The following is a 17182-nucleotide window of genomic DNA, read 5'->3' on the forward strand; positions in this document are numbered from 1 at the left end:
GCCACCTCCCCTGCAAGGGGAGGATGGGTAGCTGCGCAAAGCAAACAGACTTTAATTGAGGGGCTGGGGCGGCTTTCGGAAACGCCAGCGCAACAGCGGGCGCGTCAGCACCAGCCCCACAAGAAAGCCGCCAATATGCGCGGCAATGGCGATCTGGCCAAGCTGCCCCATCCCGCCAGCGGTCGCGATGCCGATCATCAGTTGCAAACCGATCCACGCCGCCGCCAGCCAGAGCAGGCGCACGATATTGGCCGAGATCGGCCCAATGCTGCGAACCGTCTGCTGGCTGTATAGCAGGGCATAGGTCGCCATGATCGCTGAGATCGCGCCGCTGGCGCCCACCATGGGATTGGTCGAACCGGGGTCGATCGCCCATTGCGCGGCGCATGCGCCATAAGCGCCGGTCAGATAGAGGCAGAGCGTACCGCCCTTCCCCAACACCTGTTCGACCTGCCGCCCGCAAAACACCAGCATCAGCAGGTTGAAGCCGATATGCAGCCAGCCTGCGTGGATCAGCGTGCAGCTGAGCGGCGTCAGCCAGGCAGGGACAGCCGCCATGCCATCCAGCAGCGCCGGATCGGCAATGCGCGCAGGAATGAAGCCGCCGATGATGGCCGCATCATCCGTGCGCCCGGTCAGATCAAGCAGCAGAAACGCGACGAAGGTAATCGCCGCGATCCCGTTGGTCATCCTGCCTGCAGGTAATCTCACGATCAGATGAAATCGATTTTTTCGACCTGGTAGAATTTGTCGCCCGACGGGACCGACACTTCCACATCTTCACCGACCGTGCGGCCAATCAGCGCGCGGCCAAGCGGGCTGTTATAGGAAATCATGCCCAGCTTCGCGTCCGCTTCGGCCTGACCCACGATCTGATATTTGACCGGCTTGTCATCCTCGTCCAACAAGGTGACGGTCGCGCCGAACACGATCTTGTCGCCCGACAGGCTTTTGGGATCGATGATCTGCGCGCGCGAAAGCTTGTCCTCCAGATCGGAGATGGTGGCCTCCACCTGACCCTGACGTTCCTTCGCCGCGTGATATTCGGCATTTTCCGACAGGTCGCCATGGGCGCGCGCCTCTTCGATGGCGTCAACGATCAATGGCCGTTCAGCCTTGAGTTCGCGGAGTTGCCCCATGAGCTTGTCATAGCCCACCTGCAACATCGGCATCTTCTCAACGGTCGCCATTATGCAAATCCTTCGTCAAAACTTCCCTTTGGCGGCGACCAACATGGTGCCACCCGCAGCGTGTGTCCTTGTGCAGGGGATCAGGCTTGCGACAGGGGATAATAGGACTGGAGCGACCGCACTTCAAGGGGATGGTCCCGCAAAGCCTCGATTGCATCTGCCGCGGCGACGCTGGCGGCGGCCGTGGTGAAACTGGCAATCTTCGCCCGTAGAGCCGATGTGCGGATCGCCTTGCTGTCCTTCAAGGACTGCCAGCCTTCGGTGGTGTTGAAGATCAGTTGCACGTCGCCGTCGGTGATCCGGTCGACGATGTGCGGACGGCCCTGCGCCACCTTGTTGACGGTTTCGACCGCGATGCCATGGTCGGCCAGGAAGGTCGCGGTGCCGCCGGTCGCGATGATGCGGAAGCCCATATTGGCGAGCTTCTTGGCAGCGGGCAGGATGACCTGCTTGTCGCCGTCCTTCAGCGATATGAACACCGTGCCGCCAGTCGGCAACATGGTGCCAGCGCCGATCTGCGCCTTGGCGAAGGCGGTGGCGAAATCGCTATCGATTCCCATGACTTCGCCGGTGCTCTTCATTTCCGGTGACAGGACCGGATCGACGCCGGGGAAGCGGCCGAAGGGGAATACCGCTTCCTTGACCGCGACATGGTTGATCGCGTTGCGATCGATCGTGGGCAGCGTTTCCAGCATCTCGCCCGCCATCACGCGCGCGGCGATCTTGGCGATGGGGGTGCCTATCGCCTTGGCCACGAAGGGGACGGTGCGGCTGGCACGCGGGTTCACCTCAATGAGGTAAACCGTGCCATCCTTGACCGCGAACTGGATGTTCATCAGCCCGCGCACCGACAGGGCATGGGCCAATATTTCGGTCTGCCGTTCGATTTCCGCGATGATGTCATTGCTCAGGCTATAGGGCGGCAGCGAGCAGGCGCTGTCGCCCGAATGGACGCCGGCTTCCTCGATATGCTGGAGCACGCCAGCCACGACGACATCGGTGCCATCGCACAGGGCATCGACGTCGACCTCTATCGCGTCGCGCAGATACTGGTCGATCAGCACAGGCGATTCGCCCGACACCAGAACGGCGGTCGTGATATATTCTTCCAGCTGGGCCTGCCCGTCGACAATCTCCATCGCCCGGCCCCCCAGAACATAGCTGGGGCGCATGAGGACGGGATAGCCGATGCGGTTGGCGACCGCGATCGCCTCTTCCCGGCTGCGGGCAATGCCGTTGGCGGGCTGACGCAGCTTCAGCTTGTCGATCAGCGCCGCGAAACGCTCGCGGTCTTCGGCCAGGTCAATGGCGTCGGGGGACGTGCCCAGGATCGGGATGCCCGCATCTTCCAGCGCCTGCGCCAGCTTGAGCGGGGTCTGGCCGCCAAACTGGACGATGACGCCCTTGAGCGTCCCTTTCGATTTTTCGATGTCGAGGATTTCCAGCACATCCTCGGCGGTCAGCGGCTCGAAATAGAGGCGATCCGACGTGTCATAGTCGGTGGACACGGTTTCGGGGTTGCAGTTGACCATGATGGTTTCATAGCCAACGTCGCTCAATGCAAAGCAGGCATGGACGCAACAATAGTCGAATTCGATCCCCTGCCCGATCCGGTTCGGCCCGCCGCCCAGAATGACCACCTTCTCGCGATCCGTCGGGGCGGATTCATTTTCCGCTTCCCCAAAGATCGGCGCTTCATAGGTCGAATACATATAGGGCGTTTTCGCCTCGAACTCGGCGGCGCAGGTGTCGATACGCTTGAACACCGGGCGCACGCCAAGCTTGTGGCGCAGCGCGCGCACTTCATCCTCGGTCACACCGCCGGTCATCGCCTTGACCGCTTCGTGGATCAGGCCGGAGCCGCGCGCGATGCCGCGTTCCATGCCGCGCAGATTGGCGGATTTGAGCGCGAGATAGGCCAGCCGCTTGTCGGAAAAGCCCATGGATTTCAGGCGACGCATCCCGTCCGCATCGCGCGGCAGGCCGTTTTCCAGAACCTCGCCTTCCGCATCGATAATTTCCTTGATCCGCTCAAGGAACCAGGGATCGAACTTGGCGATATTGTGGATTTCGGTGACGCTCAGCCCTTCGCGCAATGCCTGGGCCGCGACCAGCAATCGGTCGGGCGTGGGCTGCGACAAGGCGGCGACGATGTCATCCTTGGGCGCGCCGACAAGATGATCGACATCGTTAAAGCCGCACAGGCCGGTTTCCAGTCCGCGCAGCGCCTTCTGCATCGATTCGTGGATGTTGCGGCCGATCGCCATGACTTCGCCGACCGATTTCATCGCGGTGCCAAGCAGCGGTTCTGCGCCCTTGAACTTTTCGAAGGCAAAGCGCGGGATCTTGGTCACGACATAGTCGATGGTCGGCTCGAAGCTCGCTGGCGTCGCGCCGGTAATGTCGTTGGTAATCTCGTCGAGCGTGTAGCCCACGGCCAGCTTGGCCGCGACCTTGGCAATCGGGAAGCCGGTCGCCTTCGACGCGAGGGCCGAGGAGCGCGAGACGCGCGGGTTCATCTCGATCACGATCAGGCGGCCATCCTTGGGATTGACCGCGAACTGTACGTTGGAACCGCCTGTTTCGACGCCGATTTCACGCAGCACCGCAATGGATGCGTTGCGCATGATCTGATATTCCTTGTCGGTCAGCGTCAGCGCCGGGGCGACGGTGATGCTGTCCCCGGTATGGACGCCCATCGGATCGACATTTTCGATCGAGCAGATGATGATGCAATTGTCGTTGCGGTCCCGCACGACCTCCATCTCATATTCTTTCCAGCCGAGCAGCGATTCCTCGATCAGCACTTCGGTGGTGGGCGAAGCGTCCAGGCCACCGCGCACGATGGTCATGAACTCATCGCGATTATAGGCGATGCCGCCGCCGGTGCCGCCCATGGTGAAGCTGGGACGGATGATCGAAGGCAGGCCGGTAAACTCCAGCGCCTCCAGCGCCTCTTCCATCGAGTGGGCGATGCGCGAACGGGCGGATTCAAGGCCGATCTTGTCCATGGCGTCGCGGAACTTGATCCGGTCCTCCGCCTTGTCGATGGCTTCGGCGTCAGCGCCGATCATCTGGACGCCGAACTTTTCCAGCGTGCCGTCATTGAACAGCGCCAGCGCGGTGTTGAGCGCGGTCTGTCCGCCCATCGTCGGCAGCACCGCATCCGGCCGCTCCTTCTCGATGATCTTCGCCACGATTTCGGGCGTGATCGGCTCGACATAGGTGGCGTCGGCAAATTCCGGGTCGGTCATGATCGTGGCCGGGTTGGAATTGACCAGGATGATGCGATAGCCCTCCTCTTTCAACGCCTTCACCGCCTGCGTGCCCGAATAATCGAACTCGCACGCCTGGCCGATGATAATCGGACCAGCGCCGATGATGAGGATGGAGGAGATGTCAGTGCGCTTGGGCATTGGAAGCCTCTTCTTTATAGAGTTCGTTACCAACAAAGCCCATTTTCAATGGATAGTTGGCTTTTTTAAGTTCTTTGAGGATGCAATCGACCGCTTCATATTTTGCGTCCAGTGGCGGCTGGAGTTGAAGCTCGTCCTTGCCCCTCAAATTCAAAGTTGATCGCGGCAAGCCACATTTATCGGAGATCTTATCGAAATCGCTTTGAGAAAATTTGCGATCACTTGCACATCCCGCAAGCGCGATTGCGATCAAAATCCACGGTACTTGCCTCAATGCACCGCCCCCGTCCGCGCCTCACACCCCCAGCCGTCATATTCGACGCCGCAGAGTATTTCGATCTGGAGGCATTTCTTGGTCAGGGCGCGGATCGAGGCTTCGTCGACTGCCTGTTCGCATTCCAGGAACAGGAACAGGTCGCCTTCTTCATCTTCCTCCCGGTCCAGTTCGACCATGCCGAACTGGCTGGCGATGGTCAGAACGCGTTCGAAATCCTTTTCCGATCCGCGAAAGCTTACATCCACCGGGCGCGGGATCATCGCCTTGTCGCCATTGGCGGCGAGGTTGGCGAGGACTTGGCGGTCCGCTTCCCATTCGGCGGCCAGCCGCGCTTCATCGACGGGAGGCAGCTTGATGCTCATGCCGCCACGGCTTTTTTGAGGCCATCGACGAAGCGCTGGAACAGATAGAAGCTGTCCTGCGGGCCGGGCGAGGCTTCGGGGTGATACTGGACCGAGAAGGCATTTTTGTCAGTGAGCGCAATGCCGCAATTGCTGCCGTCGAACAGCGAGACATGGGTGGCGCGGACATTGGCGGGCAGCGTCGCCGCGTCGACCGCGAAGCCATGGTTCATGCTGGTAATCTCGACCAGCCCGTCCTCCAGCCGCTTGACCGGATGGTTCGCGCCGCGGTGGCCCTGATGCATCTTGATGGTCTTTGCGCCGACGGCAAGGCCCAGCAACTGGTGGCCAAGGCAGATGCCGAACACGGGGATGTCCGCGTCCAGCACCTGCCGGATCACCGGCACGGCGTAAGCGCCGGTCGCGGCGGGATCGCCCGGACCGTTGGAGAGGAACACGCCATCGGGCGACAGGGCCGACACCTGATCGAAGGTCGCGGTGGCGGGCAGCACGGTGACGCGCGCGCCAGCCTTTACCAGGTTGCGGAAGATATTGTTCTTCGCGCCATAGTCGATCGCGACGACATGGGGGCGATCAGCGCCCGCCTCGCCATGGCTATAGCCCGCGCCCAGCGTCCAGCCGCCATCGTTCCACAAGCGGCTGTCCTTGCCTGTGACTTCGATGGCCAGGTCCATGCCCTCCAGCCCCGGCCAGGCGGCGGCCTTGGCAGCCAGCGCGGCGATGTCGAACTGACCGTCGGGATCATGGGCGATGACGATGTTGGGCGCGCCCTTTTCGCGGATCATGCGGGTCAGCGCACGGGTATCGACGCCCGACAGGCCAATGCGGCCATGATCGCGCATCCATGCGTCAAATGGCTGGACGTTGCGGAAATTGCTGGGTTCGGTGACGTCCTGCCGCACGACGCAGCCCAGCGCAAAGGGCGTGTCCGCTTCCACATCGTCGGCGTTGGTGCCGACATTGCCGATATGGGGAAAGGTGAAGGTCACGACCTGACCCGCATAGCTGGGGTCGGTCATGATTTCCTGATAGCCGGTGATGGCGGTGTTGAAGCAAAGTTCGCCCACCGCTTCGCCCACCGCGCCGAAGCCACGGCCGAACACGGCGGAACCATCGGCAAAAACCAATACCCCTGTCGCTCCTTTGGGCACAATGAGGGTCTTGGCGTCAGCCATGGTCGGGTGGTCCTTTTTTGCTTTTGCGGGGTCCCGTCTGGTGCGGGTTAAACGGCCGGTCACCTATGCCTGTGCGACGTCGCGGTCAACGCCTGTTAAAAATCTCTTTTGGCGTTATATCTACTTCTTTCCCGATAAGAACAGGATTCGCTTCGCCATGATTCGCGATACCATCAAGAGCGCCCAGATCACAGCCATGAAGGCGGGCGACAAGGAACGTCTGGCCGCCGTGCGCCTGATCCTGGCCAAGCTGAAGGACCGCGACATCGAATTGCGCGTGGCCACCAGCGTGCCCGACGACGATGTGGTGGTGGTCGAAGTGCTGCAAAAGATGGTCAAGCAGCGCCGCGAATCGATCGACATGTTCAAAAATGGCGGGCGCGACGAACTGGCCGCCAAGGAACAGAGCGAGCTGGAGGTAATCGAAAGCTTCCTGCCGCAACAGTTGAGCGAGGATGAGACGAAGGCGGCGATCGAGGGGATCAAGGCCGAAGTCGGCGCGGCGAGCGTCAAGGATATGGGCAAGGTGATGGCGGTGCTGAAGGAACGGCACGGCCAGGTGATCGACATGAGCAAGGCAAGCGCGCTGGTGAAGGCGGCGCTGGGGTGACATTATATAGCCCCTCCCGTCCAAGGGAGGGGTTGCCCACAACCGCCGTTCGTTTCGAGCGAAGTCGAGAAACGCCGGGCATGACGCTCGACTTAAAGGCCGGTTCAGGCATATTCCGCACATGGCTTTCTGGACCTACATGCTGAAATGCTCTGACGGTCGATATTATACCGGCCACACCGACAATCTGGATCACCGCTTGGGCCAGCATCATAATGGTGAAGGCAGTGCGTTTACGCGAAAACGCCGTCCGGTAGCGCTGGTCTGGAGCGAAACGTTCGGCACGCGGATCGAGGCGTTGGAAGCCGAGCAGGTCATTGGCGGCTGGTCGCGCGCCAAGAAAGAGGCGCTGATTGCCGGGAACTGGTCAATGGTATCGCACTTCGACAGACCGCCGCACGAGCGAAATCCGTCCCGCACCCCGTTCGTTTCGAGCGAAGTCGAGAAACCGCAAATGCCGCGTGCGGGTTTCTCGACTGCGCTCGAAACGAACGGCGGTAGTGAAGTGCCGCCGGAGGGGAGTTAAATGTCCCTGACCCCCGCCTTTCTCGATGAATTGCGTGCGCGTACTTCGCTGTCCACGCTGATCGGGCGTACTGTGAAGGTGCAGAAGGCGGGGCGCGAATATAAGGCGTGCTGCCCGTTCCATAACGAAAAAACGCCCAGCTTCACGATCAATGACGAGAAGGGCTTTTATCACTGCTTCGGCTGCGGCGCGCATGGCGACGCGATCCGGTGGATGACGGACCAGCGCGGCCTGCCCTTCATGGAGGCGGTGAAGGAACTGGCGCAGGCGGCGGGGATGGACGTGCCTGCGGCCGATCCGCGCGCGGCGAAACGGGCGGAGGCGGCCAAAGGGCTGCATGACGCGATGGCGGCGGCACAGGGCTTTTTCGAGGAGCAACTGGGCGGGATCGAGGGCGCGGAGGCGCGGGCCTATCTGGGCAAGCGCGGGATCAGCGATGCGACGCGACGAGCGTTCGGCTTTGGCTATTCGCCCGATGGACGCGGGCGGCTGAAAAGCGCGCTCAAGGAATTTGGCGAACCGATGCTGGTCGAGGCTGGCCTCCTGATCGACCCGGACGGTGCCGAGCCGGATGGCGGTAAAACCAGAAAGCGCGACACGTACGATCGTTTCCGCGGGCGGCTGATGCTGCCGATCCGCGACATTCGCGGACGCGTGATTGCGTTTGGCGGGCGGACATTGGGCGCAGGGGAGCCGAAATATCTCAATTCCCCCGACACGCCTTTGTTCGACAAGGGGCGCACCCTCTACAATATCGACCGCGCCTCCCCCGCCAGCCGCAATACCGGCCGGGTGATCGTGGTCGAAGGCTATATGGATGTGGTCGCGCTGGCGCAGGCGGGCTTTGCCGATGCGGTTGCGCCGCTGGGCACGGCGCTGACCGAGCATCAGATCGAACGATTGTGGAAGATGGTCGAGGTGCCGATCCTGTGCTTCGATGGCGATTCGGCGGGGCAGAAGGCGGCGATCCGCGCGGCGATGCGCGCCCTGCCCCTGCTGCGCCCCGGCCATAGCCTGGCCTTTGCGACGCTGCCTGCGGGCAAAGACCCCGACGACCTGATCCGCGCCGAAGGGCCAGCGGCGATGGAGGCGGTGCTGGCCGCCGCGCAGCCGCTGGTCGAACGGCTGTGGAGCCACGAACAGACTGTCGCGCCACTCGATACGCCCGAACAAAAGGCGGCGCTCAAGCAAAGACTGGCCGCCATTACCGAGGCGATCGACCATCCCGACGTGCGCGCCCATTATGCCCATGCGTTCCGCGAGCGCTATGACGCGCTGTTTTTCGCCCGGCCCGCCTTCAACAACGCCCCGCGCGGGCAAGGTGCCAATAATGCTGGCCGTTGGCAGCGCGACAGGAAGGGGAATTGGAAACCGCCGATCGCTCCGGTCGGCCAGGAAGCTCGCGCGATCGGCGCAACCGGCATGGAACAAAGGCTGTTGCGCGCGATTCTGGCCAGTTTGCTGCGCCATCCCGACCAGATTGTTCGCCATCGCGAGACATTGGCGAGCCTGCAAGTGGCGGATCGGGCGCTGGGTCAATTGCTCGCCGCGATGATTGCTGCATCCTTTCGCAAAGAAACAGTTGAAACCGATGGCCTCCTTACCATATTGGGGCCAGGTGAAGTGTATAATATGGCGAAGGGGATGCTTCGGGCCGACACGTTCACATTCACCCCCCACAGGATGACAACCGACGCCGATCGCGTGACCCGCGATCTGGAGGAGGCCATTCGGGTGATGGCGCAGGGACCGGAGCTGGACGCTGCATTGGCGGAGGCGACGAGACGGGCGAGGGAAGACCTCAACGAGGCAAGCTATGCCGAGCAGCAACGGGTCCATCGGCTGAAAATGGACCATGAAAGCCGCTTGGCGGAACTCGCGCAGTCCGACGACATTGAGTGATATGATCGTCCCGTCATGGGACGAGGGATTTGAATGATCGCTCCGGCAAGAAGGAGCGGCGGAGTTAAGGCGAATAAATGGCGACCAAGGCGAACAGCAAAAGTGCGGGTGCGGGTGATGGCGGAGATGAAGGTGGCGATGCCCCGCTGCTCGACCTGAACGAAGCCTCGGTCAAGAAGCTGCTCGCCCGTGCCAAGAAGCGCGGCTACATCACCTATGACGAACTGAACAGCGCCCTGCCCCAGGACCAGATGTCGTCCGAGCAGATCGAGGATGTCATGTCCGCGCTCAACGACATGGGCGTCAACATCGTCGAAAATGAAGAAGCCGGCGATGATGGTGAGGACCAGCAGCGCGAGGATGACAATGACGACGCCAATGAAGTGGCGGAGGACGATGACGGTTCGCCCCGGCTGATCACCGAAAAAAAGAAGGAAACGGTCGATCGCACCGACGATCCCGTTCGCATGTATCTGCGCGAAATGGGCGCGGTGGAACTGCTCAGCCGTGAAGGCGAAATCGCCATCGCCAAGCGGATCGAGGCCGGTCGCGACACCATGATCCTGGGCCTGTGCGAAAGCCCGACGACCTTCAACGCGATCATCGAATGGTCGACGGCGCTCAACAATGGCGAAATGCAACTGCGCGAGATTCTGGATCTCGACGCGATGCTGTCCAAAGACCCTGCGCCTGAAAGCCTGGAAGAAGGCGCCGAGGATGATGATGGCGAAATAAGCGAAAAGACCGCCGGTCCCAGCTTCAAGGAAGAGGAGGAGCCCGAAGAGGAGTCCGCCGACGCCGACGAGGATGAGGATGGTTCGGGCGAGCGCCGCACCCGCCGCGCCGAAGAGGAAGAGGAAGAGGACAACACCCTCTCCCTTGCGCAGATGGAAGAAACGCTCAAGCCGATGGCGCTGGAGAAGTTTGCGACCATCACGGAGATTTTCCGCGCCTTTTCGAGCATCCAGGCCGCGCGCATGCTGGCCATGGGCAATGGCGACGCGCTGAGCCAGTCGGAAGAGGATCGCTATCACGAACTGCGCGAAAGCCTGACCGCCGAGGTCGAAAGCGTGCAGTTCCACCAGCAGAAGATCGAATATCTGGTCGATCAGCTTTATGCCTACAACCGGCGCCTGACCGCGCTGGGCGGCCAGATGCTGCGTCTGGCCGAGCGGCACAAGGTGCCGCGCAAGGACTTTCTCGACCGCTATGTGAACCATGAGCTGGACGATGGCTGGCTGGACCGGGTTGCGGGTATCGACAAGAAATGGACCGCCTTCGTCGCTGCCGAAGGGCGCGCGGTGGAACGCATCCGCACCGAGGTCAGCGAAATCGCGCAGGCGACCGGCATGTCGCTCAGCGAGTTCCGCCGCATCGTCAACATGGTGCAGAAGGGCGAGCGCGAAGCGCGGATCGCCAAGAAGGAAATGGTCGAGGCGAACCTGCGCCTCGTCATCTCCATCGCTAAAAAATATACGAACCGTGGCCTGCAATTCCTTGATCTTATTCAGGAAGGTAATATCGGCCTGATGAAGGCGGTCGATAAGTTCGAATATCGCCGCGGTTACAAGTTCAGCACCTATGCGACCTGGTGGATTCGTCAGGCGATCACCCGGTCGATCGCGGATCAGGCGCGGACCATCCGTATTCCGGTCCATATGATCGAAACGATCAACAAGCTGGTCCGCACCAGCCGCCAGTTCCTGCACGAGCAGGGCCGCGAACCGACCCCGGAGGAGATGGCCGAGCGCCTGTCCATGCCGCTGGAGAAGGTGCGCAAGGTGATGAAGATCGCCAAGGAACCGATCTCCCTCGAAACGCCGATCGGCGACGAGGAAGACAGCCATCTGGGCGACTTCATCGAGGACAAGAATGCGATCATCCCGGTGGATGCCGCGATCCAGGCGAACCTGAAGGAAACCGTCACCCGCGTGCTGGCGTCGCTGACCCCGCGCGAGGAACGCGTGCTGCGGATGCGCTTTGGCATCGGCATGAATACCGACCATACGCTGGAGGAAGTGGGCCAGCAGTTCAGCGTGACCCGCGAACGTATCCGCCAGATCGAGGCAAAGGCGCTGCGCAAGCTCAAACATCCGAGCCGCAGCCGCAAGATGCGCAGTTTCCTCGACCAGTAAGCTGCTGCTTATTGCTAAGTATCAAAGGGCGGTCTGATTGGGCCGCCCTTTTCCATGGCGATCATGTCGTTTGCCGACACGACATTGGCGGATTGAACAAGCTCATCCTCCGTTAGTATCGCATCTGATTTCTCGTCATGACACAACGTCATCCTGAATTTATTTCAGGATCCATTTCCCGTCACAAGCGGTCCGATTCTGACATTTGCTACCTTATGGGATAAGGCGTGTTCAAATGTCAGAATCTTTTCGGACCACTAGCAATCTTTTGATTCTAGTGGATTTTACGATTTTGACATTTGCAGGGCCATCCCAGCCGCCAGGGGATGCAAATGTCAAAATCAATCCACTAGCGGCGACCTGTGGTGCACGATGGATGCTGAAACAAGTTCAGCATGACGATGAAGGAGCAGACAGTTCCCTATGCGATACCCCTTTCCCGCCGGGGGAGGATGAACGCTTTCCAAAACGCCATTAGCGGCTTTGCAAAGATCGTGGTCGCCTTTTTTCTCGTCCGTAAACCGCTCCTTTACCCCGTTCCCGTAGCTTGACCGTCAAATCCCCGCTGGCGGACCGGGGCGAACAGGGAATGGCATATGAGCGAAGCGGCACCACGCTATCAATTTGGCGATATATCGCGGATATTGGAGGCGCTCGTCGCTGCCGATGGCACGGCGGCCCATGCCTATGCCAATCGCGCGGGCGCCAGCGTGGCGCGGGATTCGCTTCTGTCGCTGGGTGATCTGGCGGATGGTGCCTATTATCTGTGCCTGCTGCATGGCCGGCATCCCGGCGTGATCGATCATGCCGCCACGCGATCGGCCGACAATGCCGCGCGTGCATGGTTGATCGAGGCCGCAGATTCCTTCGCATCCGAACGCGCCTATCTGACCCAGGTTTCGGTCGCGGTCGGCCCCGCCCCCAGCACGGCGGGCCAGGCCGATTGCGAAACCACCGTTGGCCAGCAACGCCATGCGCTCGACATGCTGGCCCAGTCCGACCGGCGCGGTTGCGCCATGGGCGCGGCGATGGCGCTGATGCTCGACTGGCGCGCGGTGCGTCACATTCTCGACATGGCGGCGCTTCGTGCCGGCATGGAGCCGCACCGCTGCACCCTGCCCGAACGGGCCGCCACGCTGGAGGTCGCGCGCGCGATCGGCGGGGATGACGTGGTCGACCGGGCCATCCAGTTCGGCGCGCGCCAGTTGCTGAACCAGCATCGCGGCCTGTGGGATCTGCTGGCCGCCCGCGCCGACATCCGCGCGCGCCAGAACTGATCCTGGGGCTATATCGCCCGCGCGGCTTGCGCACCCGCATCGCTTTGCCTAGTCCGGTAGCCATGACAGGCAAGCGGACGAACTATGATGCGTTTTGAAGGCACCCAGGATTATGTCGCCACCGACGACCTGAAGGTCGCGGTCAATGCCGCGGTGCTGCTGCGCCGCCCGCTGCTGGTGAAGGGGGAGCCGGGCACCGGCAAGACCGTGCTGGCGCAGGAGATTGCGACCGCGCTGGGGGCGCCGCTGATCGAATGGAACGTCAAATCGACGACCAAGGCGCATCAGGGGCTTTATGAATATGACGCCGTCGCCCGTCTGCGCGACGGCCAGCTGGGCGACGAGCGCGTCCACGACATTGCCAACTATATCCGCAAGGGCAAGCTGTGGGAGGCATTCACCTCCCCCACCCTGCCCGTGCTGCTGATCGACGAGATCGACAAGGCCGACATCGAATTTCCCAATGACCTGTTGCAGGAACTCGATCGCATGGCGTTCCATGTGTATGAGACTGGCGAGACGATTGCGGCCAAGGATCGCCCGATCGTCATCATCACATCGAACAATGAGAAGGAATTGCCCGACGCCTTCCTGCGTCGCTGCTTCTTCCACTATATCAAATTCCCCGATCGCGACACGATGCAGGCGATCGTCGACGTGCATTTCCCCGGCATCCAGAAAATCCTGGTGTCGAAGGCGATGGATATTTTCTACGACATCCGCGACGTGCCGGGCCTGAAGAAAAAGCCCAGCACCAGCGAGTTGCTCGACTGGCTCAAGCTGCTGCTGAATGAGGATATGCCGCTGGACGTCCTCCAGAACAGCGATCCGACCAAGGCCATCCCGCCGCTTCATGGGGCGCTCCTTAAAAATGAGCAGGATGTGATGATGTTCGAACGGCTGGCCTTCATGGCCCGGCGTCAGGGGCGCTGACATGGCGCATGAAGGCGGATGCCTGTGCGGTGCCGTCCGCATCAGGATCGACGCGGAACCGATGGCGGCGCGGCAATGCTGGTGCCGCCTGTGCCAATATCTGGGCGGCGGGTCCAGCACGGTGAATATCTGCTTCCCCAGCGAGCATGTCATCACCACCGGCGAGGTGCGCTGGCATGACAGTGTCGCCGACAGCGGCAATGCGATGAAGCGCGGCTTCTGCCCGACCTGCGGCACGCCGTTGTTCAGCCTGGCCGAATCGCGTTCGCACCTGACCTTCATCCGCGCTGGCGCGCTGGACGATCCGGCACTCTTGGGTCCGCAGGCCATTATCTGGACCGATGCAGCCCCTGCCTGGGCCTATCATGATCCCGACCTGCCCCATTATCCGGCACAAATCCCGCCTGTCGCCTGATTTAGACTCTTGCGCGCACGCGCTTTGCCTGTAGCCTTTCCTTCACATTCAAGGCCGCGCCAAGACGGTCTGGATCTGGAGAAGGATGCCGATGCCCAAGCGCGCCCTCATCATGGTTTCAGCCGCCCTCTGCCTGGCCGTGCCCTCGCTGGCGCGCGCGGCGGATGACGCGGAAGCATGGACGCCAACCGAAACCGCTATCCGCGCCACGACAGCGGGGATCAGCCTGCCGCAGACCATCGGCGGCCTGTCCCTGACGAAGAGCGGCGAGGCGTCCAATGGCGGGCGCGCGGTCGACAATTATGCGCAATTCCTGTCCGACGACGGCGCGATCCAGGCGACGCTGTACGTCTATCTGCCCACCTATGCCGACGCATCCCTGGCCGCCTATATGACCGACAAGGCGATCATGGAGCGGTTCGGATCACGCACGCGCCGCACCGCCTATGCCAGCGCGCCAGTGGCGGGCAAGGCGGACAGCGCGATCCGCGCCGTCTATGACGATGCCGCCGACGGCGAATTGACGACGGCAGCGGGCTTTGTCCATGCCGGGCGCTGGATCGTCAAAATCCGCGTGACCGGGCCGACGGAACGCCGCGCCGATGTGCTGGCCGGGCTGGACGGCATGCTGGCCGGACTGGCGCTGGACGATCCCGCTTCGTTGCACACTACCGGGCCAGCGCGCTTTGACGCCTGCCCCGCCGCCGACATGCGCGACGCGCAGTTGACCAAGGATGCAGCGACGCCAGCCACGATCCCGCAGGAAGTCCGCATTCCGCGCGATGGCAAGGACATTCTGTGCGTGCGCGGATCGGTGACCACCGCCGATGGCAGCTATGACATGCTTCAGCAGGCCGGGCGCAGCGACGGCGCGATCATCGTGCCGGTGGATGACAGCGGCACGGTGCTGGCCTTCGATCCGGCGGCGGCGGGCAAGGGATATAAGCTGTCGATCCATATGGTCGGGCAGACCGACCTTTATGGCGTCTATGACCGCGTCCCCAGCCCCCGCCAGATCGCCGCGATCCTTGACGGCAAAGACCCCCAGACGGCGCAGGCAGAGGCGACCGCCGCCTATGCCGCCAATGGTGCCGTTACGATGGTGCGGCACTGACGCGCCACAGCAACCGTCCGTAGCGGATTGCGGCATCGCCCATGCGTACCGCACCATCATGCGGCTGTTGATGGCACGATCATTCCGAAGCGCGCCTGACGATGGCATCTGGCCACTGGATTTTCGTCCCGACTGCTGCCATGCAGGAATGATAACGGTAACATTGGGGAAAATGGGTCATGGTGACCGACATTGAGGGCGGCCTGCCCAAGCATCATGGCGCAACCCAGAATGAGAAGCTGGTCATCGCCGCCTCCTCGCTCGGGACGGTGTTCGAATGGTATGATTTCTATCTCTACGGGCTGCTGGCCACCTATATTTCGGCGCAATTCTTCTCCGGCGTGAACGAAACGACCGGCTTCATCTTCGCGCTCGCGGCCTTCGCGGCGGGCTTTGCGGTGCGACCGTTCGGGGCGATCGTGTTCGGGCGGATCGGCGACATGGTCGGGCGCAAGAATACATTTCTGGTAACGATGGGTATCATGGGCCTGTCGACCTTCGCGGTCGGCCTGTTGCCAAGCTATGCGAGCATCGGCATGGCCGCGCCGATCATCCTGCTGGTCATGCGGTTGGCGCAGGGGCTGGCGCTGGGCGGCGAATATGGCGGGGCGGCGACCTATGTGGCCGAACATGCGCCGGAAAATAAGCGCGGCCTCTATACCAGCTGGATTCAGACGACGGCGACCTTCGGCCTGTTCGCTGCGCTGCTGGTCGTGATCGGCTTTCGCTTCGCGCTGGGCGAGGACGCCTTTGCCGCCTGGGGCTGGAGGCTGCCCTTCCTCATTTCCATCCTGCTGCTGGGCGTGTCGATGTGGATACGGCTGCAACTCAACGAAAGCCCGGTCTTTCAAAAGATGAAGGACGAAGGCACGACGTCGAAGGCACCGCTGACCGAGGCGTTCGGGCAATGGGGCAATCTGCGCTGGGTGATCATCGCGCTGCTGGGCGCGGTGATGGGTCAGGCGGTGGTCTGGTACACCGGGCAATTCTATGCGCTTTTCTTTCTGGAAAAGACGATGCGGATGGATGGGGCGACGGCCAACATCCTGATCGCGATCGCGCTGGCGCTGGCGACGCCCTTCTTCATCTTTTTCGGCTGGCTCAGTGACAAGATCGGGCGCAAGCCAATCATCCTGGGTGGCTGCGCGCTGGCGGCGATCAGCTATTTCCCGCTGTTCGGTGCGCTGACCACTGCCGCCAATCCGGCACTGGCGGCGGCGCAGGCGTCGGCCCCCGTAACGATCGTCGCCCATGGCGGCGAATGTTCATTCCAGTTCGATCCGGTCGGCAAGAACCGTTTTGACCAGACAAGCTGCGACGTCGCTAAAGCCTATATGGCCAAGAGCGGGGTGAGCTACGCCAATGTCGAGGCGGCAGCGGGCAGTCCCGCCGTGGTGAAGGTGGGCAGCGTCAGCTTCACCGCGCCCGACGCGGCGACCCTGACCGGCCCCGGCAAGACGGCGGCAATTGGCGCTTTTCAGGACGCGCTAAAGGCCGGGCTGGCGCAGGCCGGCTATCCCGAAAAGGCGGACAATGCGCGGATCGACAAGGTAGCGGTGGTCGCGATTTTGTGGGCGCTGGCGATGCTGGTGACGATGGTTTACGGGCCGATCGCCGCGATGCTGGTCGAACTGTTCCCCAGCCGCATTCGCTATACGTCGATGTCGCTGCCCTATCATATCGGCAATGGCTGGTTCGGCGGGTTCCTGCCCACGACCGCCTTCGCGATGGTCGCGGCGACGGGCAATATCTATTATGGCCTCTGGTACCCGGTGCTGATCGCGGCGGCCACTGTCGTCGTCGGCTTGCTGTTCCTGCCGGAGACGTTCCGGCGCAATATCGACGAGTGA

The 17182-nt window shown here is 62.0% G+C and carries 15 protein-coding genes; 9 read left to right on the forward strand and 6 right to left on the reverse strand.

The window, feature by feature from the left end; all coding sequences use genetic code 11:
* Nucleotides 1–51 precede the first annotated feature (51 nt).
* The 6 genes from SX1_RS08050 to carA form a co-directional block, all read right to left on the reverse strand.
* On the reverse strand, nucleotides 52–690 hold the full coding sequence (locus SX1_RS08050; RefSeq protein WP_019052569.1) for a rhomboid family intramembrane serine protease: 639 nt from the start codon (nucleotides 688–690) through the stop codon (nucleotides 52–54).
* Between the two features lie 23 nt (nucleotides 691–713).
* A complete protein-coding gene (gene greA, locus SX1_RS08055; RefSeq protein WP_017184681.1) occupies nucleotides 714–1190 on the reverse strand; it encodes a transcription elongation factor GreA in 477 nt (158 codons plus the stop codon).
* Nucleotides 1191–1270: 80 nt separating this feature from the next.
* Nucleotides 1271–4606, reverse strand: coding sequence for a carbamoyl-phosphate synthase large subunit (gene carB / locus SX1_RS08060; protein WP_019052570.1), 3336 nt, complete (start codon nucleotides 4604–4606; stop codon nucleotides 1271–1273).
* A complete protein-coding gene (locus tag SX1_RS22470) occupies nucleotides 4590–4859 on the reverse strand; it encodes a hypothetical protein (protein ID WP_019052571.1) in 270 nt (89 codons plus the stop codon). The genes carB and SX1_RS22470 overlap by 17 nt, the downstream gene beginning before the upstream one ends.
* Nucleotides 4860–4876: 17 nt before the next feature.
* Complete coding sequence (locus SX1_RS08065; RefSeq protein WP_017184684.1) at nucleotides 4877–5245, reverse strand: ribonuclease E inhibitor RraB; 369 nt, start codon at nucleotides 5243–5245, stop codon at nucleotides 4877–4879.
* Nucleotides 5242–6420: a glutamine-hydrolyzing carbamoyl-phosphate synthase small subunit gene (gene carA, locus SX1_RS08070; RefSeq protein WP_026149583.1), complete on the reverse strand. Its 1179-nt coding sequence runs from the start codon at nucleotides 6418–6420 to the stop codon at nucleotides 5242–5244. Before carA ends, SX1_RS08065 begins: the two co-directional genes overlap by 4 nt.
* Before the next feature lie 157 nt (nucleotides 6421–6577).
* Here carA and SX1_RS08075 point away from each other — a divergent pair, with 157 nt between their 5' ends.
* The 9 genes from SX1_RS08075 (at nucleotide 6578) to SX1_RS08125 (ending at nucleotide 17182) form a co-directional block, all read left to right on the forward strand.
* Entirely contained in the window at nucleotides 6578–7030 is a 453-nt protein-coding gene (locus SX1_RS08075; RefSeq protein WP_026149584.1) for a GatB/YqeY domain-containing protein, read from the forward strand.
* Between the two features lie 121 nt (nucleotides 7031–7151).
* Nucleotides 7152–7556, forward strand: coding sequence for a GIY-YIG nuclease family protein (locus tag SX1_RS08080; protein WP_019052574.1), 405 nt, complete (start codon nucleotides 7152–7154; stop codon nucleotides 7554–7556).
* Nucleotides 7557–9458, forward strand: coding sequence for a DNA primase (gene dnaG / locus SX1_RS08085; RefSeq protein WP_019052575.1), 1902 nt, complete (start codon nucleotides 7557–7559; stop codon nucleotides 9456–9458).
* Nucleotides 9459–9535: 77 nt separating this feature from the next.
* Nucleotides 9536–11593, forward strand: coding sequence for an RNA polymerase sigma factor RpoD (gene rpoD / locus SX1_RS08090; RefSeq protein ID WP_019052576.1), 2058 nt, complete (start codon nucleotides 9536–9538; stop codon nucleotides 11591–11593).
* A 596-nt stretch (nucleotides 11594–12189) separates the two neighbouring features.
* Nucleotides 12190–12870: a DUF6975 family protein gene (locus SX1_RS08105; protein ID WP_019052578.1), complete on the forward strand. Its 681-nt coding sequence runs from the start codon at nucleotides 12190–12192 to the stop codon at nucleotides 12868–12870.
* A gap of 87 nt (nucleotides 12871–12957) precedes the next feature.
* Nucleotides 12958–13803, forward strand: a complete 846-nt coding sequence (locus SX1_RS08110; protein WP_026002685.1) for an AAA family ATPase — start codon at nucleotides 12958–12960, stop codon at nucleotides 13801–13803.
* Between the two features lies 1 nt (nucleotide 13804).
* Nucleotides 13805–14218 (forward strand): GFA family protein, encoded by a 414-nt coding sequence (locus SX1_RS08115; protein WP_019052579.1) that lies wholly within the window; start codon nucleotides 13805–13807, stop codon nucleotides 14216–14218.
* Nucleotides 14219–14309: 91 nt separating this feature from the next.
* Nucleotides 14310–15332: a hypothetical protein gene (locus SX1_RS08120; RefSeq protein WP_026149585.1), complete on the forward strand. Its 1023-nt coding sequence runs from the start codon at nucleotides 14310–14312 to the stop codon at nucleotides 15330–15332.
* 179 nt (nucleotides 15333–15511) lie between these two features.
* Nucleotides 15512–17182 (forward strand): MFS transporter, encoded by a 1671-nt coding sequence (locus SX1_RS08125; protein WP_019052581.1) that lies wholly within the window; start codon nucleotides 15512–15514, stop codon nucleotides 17180–17182.

The organism is Sphingobium xenophagum NBRC 107872 (genome assembly GCF_000367345.1).
Classification (GTDB): Bacteria; Pseudomonadota; Alphaproteobacteria; order Sphingomonadales; family Sphingomonadaceae; genus Sphingobium; species Sphingobium xenophagum.

What these genes read in the sequence shown, in the direction of transcription:
- SX1_RS08110 (WP_026002685.1), top strand. Translation starts at nt 12,958, where the DNA reads ATGCGTTTTGAAGGCACCCAGGATTATGTCGCCACCGACGACCTGAAG.
- SX1_RS08050 (WP_019052569.1), bottom strand. Translation starts at nt 690, where the DNA reads ATGACCAACGGGATCGCGGCGATTACCTTCGTCGCGTTTCTGCTGCTT.
- dnaG (WP_019052575.1), top strand. Translation starts at nt 7,557, where the DNA reads ATGTCCCTGACCCCCGCCTTTCTCGATGAATTGCGTGCGCGTACTTCG.
- SX1_RS08120 (WP_026149585.1), top strand. Translation starts at nt 14,310, where the DNA reads ATGCCCAAGCGCGCCCTCATCATGGTTTCAGCCGCCCTCTGCCTGGCC.
- SX1_RS08105 (WP_019052578.1), top strand. Translation starts at nt 12,190, where the DNA reads ATGAGCGAAGCGGCACCACGCTATCAATTTGGCGATATATCGCGGATA.
- SX1_RS08075 (WP_026149584.1), top strand. Translation starts at nt 6,578, where the DNA reads ATGATTCGCGATACCATCAAGAGCGCCCAGATCACAGCCATGAAGGCG.
- carB (WP_019052570.1), bottom strand. Translation starts at nt 4,606, where the DNA reads ATGCCCAAGCGCACTGACATCTCCTCCATCCTCATCATCGGCGCTGGT.
- SX1_RS08125 (WP_019052581.1), top strand. Translation starts at nt 15,512, where the DNA reads ATGGTGACCGACATTGAGGGCGGCCTGCCCAAGCATCATGGCGCAACC.
- SX1_RS08115 (WP_019052579.1), top strand. Translation starts at nt 13,805, where the DNA reads ATGGCGCATGAAGGCGGATGCCTGTGCGGTGCCGTCCGCATCAGGATC.
- SX1_RS08065 (WP_017184684.1), bottom strand. Translation starts at nt 5,245, where the DNA reads ATGAGCATCAAGCTGCCTCCCGTCGATGAAGCGCGGCTGGCCGCCGAA.
- rpoD (WP_019052576.1), top strand. Translation starts at nt 9,536, where the DNA reads ATGGCGACCAAGGCGAACAGCAAAAGTGCGGGTGCGGGTGATGGCGGA.
- greA (WP_017184681.1), bottom strand. Translation starts at nt 1,190, where the DNA reads ATGGCGACCGTTGAGAAGATGCCGATGTTGCAGGTGGGCTATGACAAG.
- SX1_RS08080 (WP_019052574.1), top strand. Translation starts at nt 7,152, where the DNA reads ATGGCTTTCTGGACCTACATGCTGAAATGCTCTGACGGTCGATATTAT.
- carA (WP_026149583.1), bottom strand. Translation starts at nt 6,420, where the DNA reads ATGGCTGACGCCAAGACCCTCATTGTGCCCAAAGGAGCGACAGGGGTA.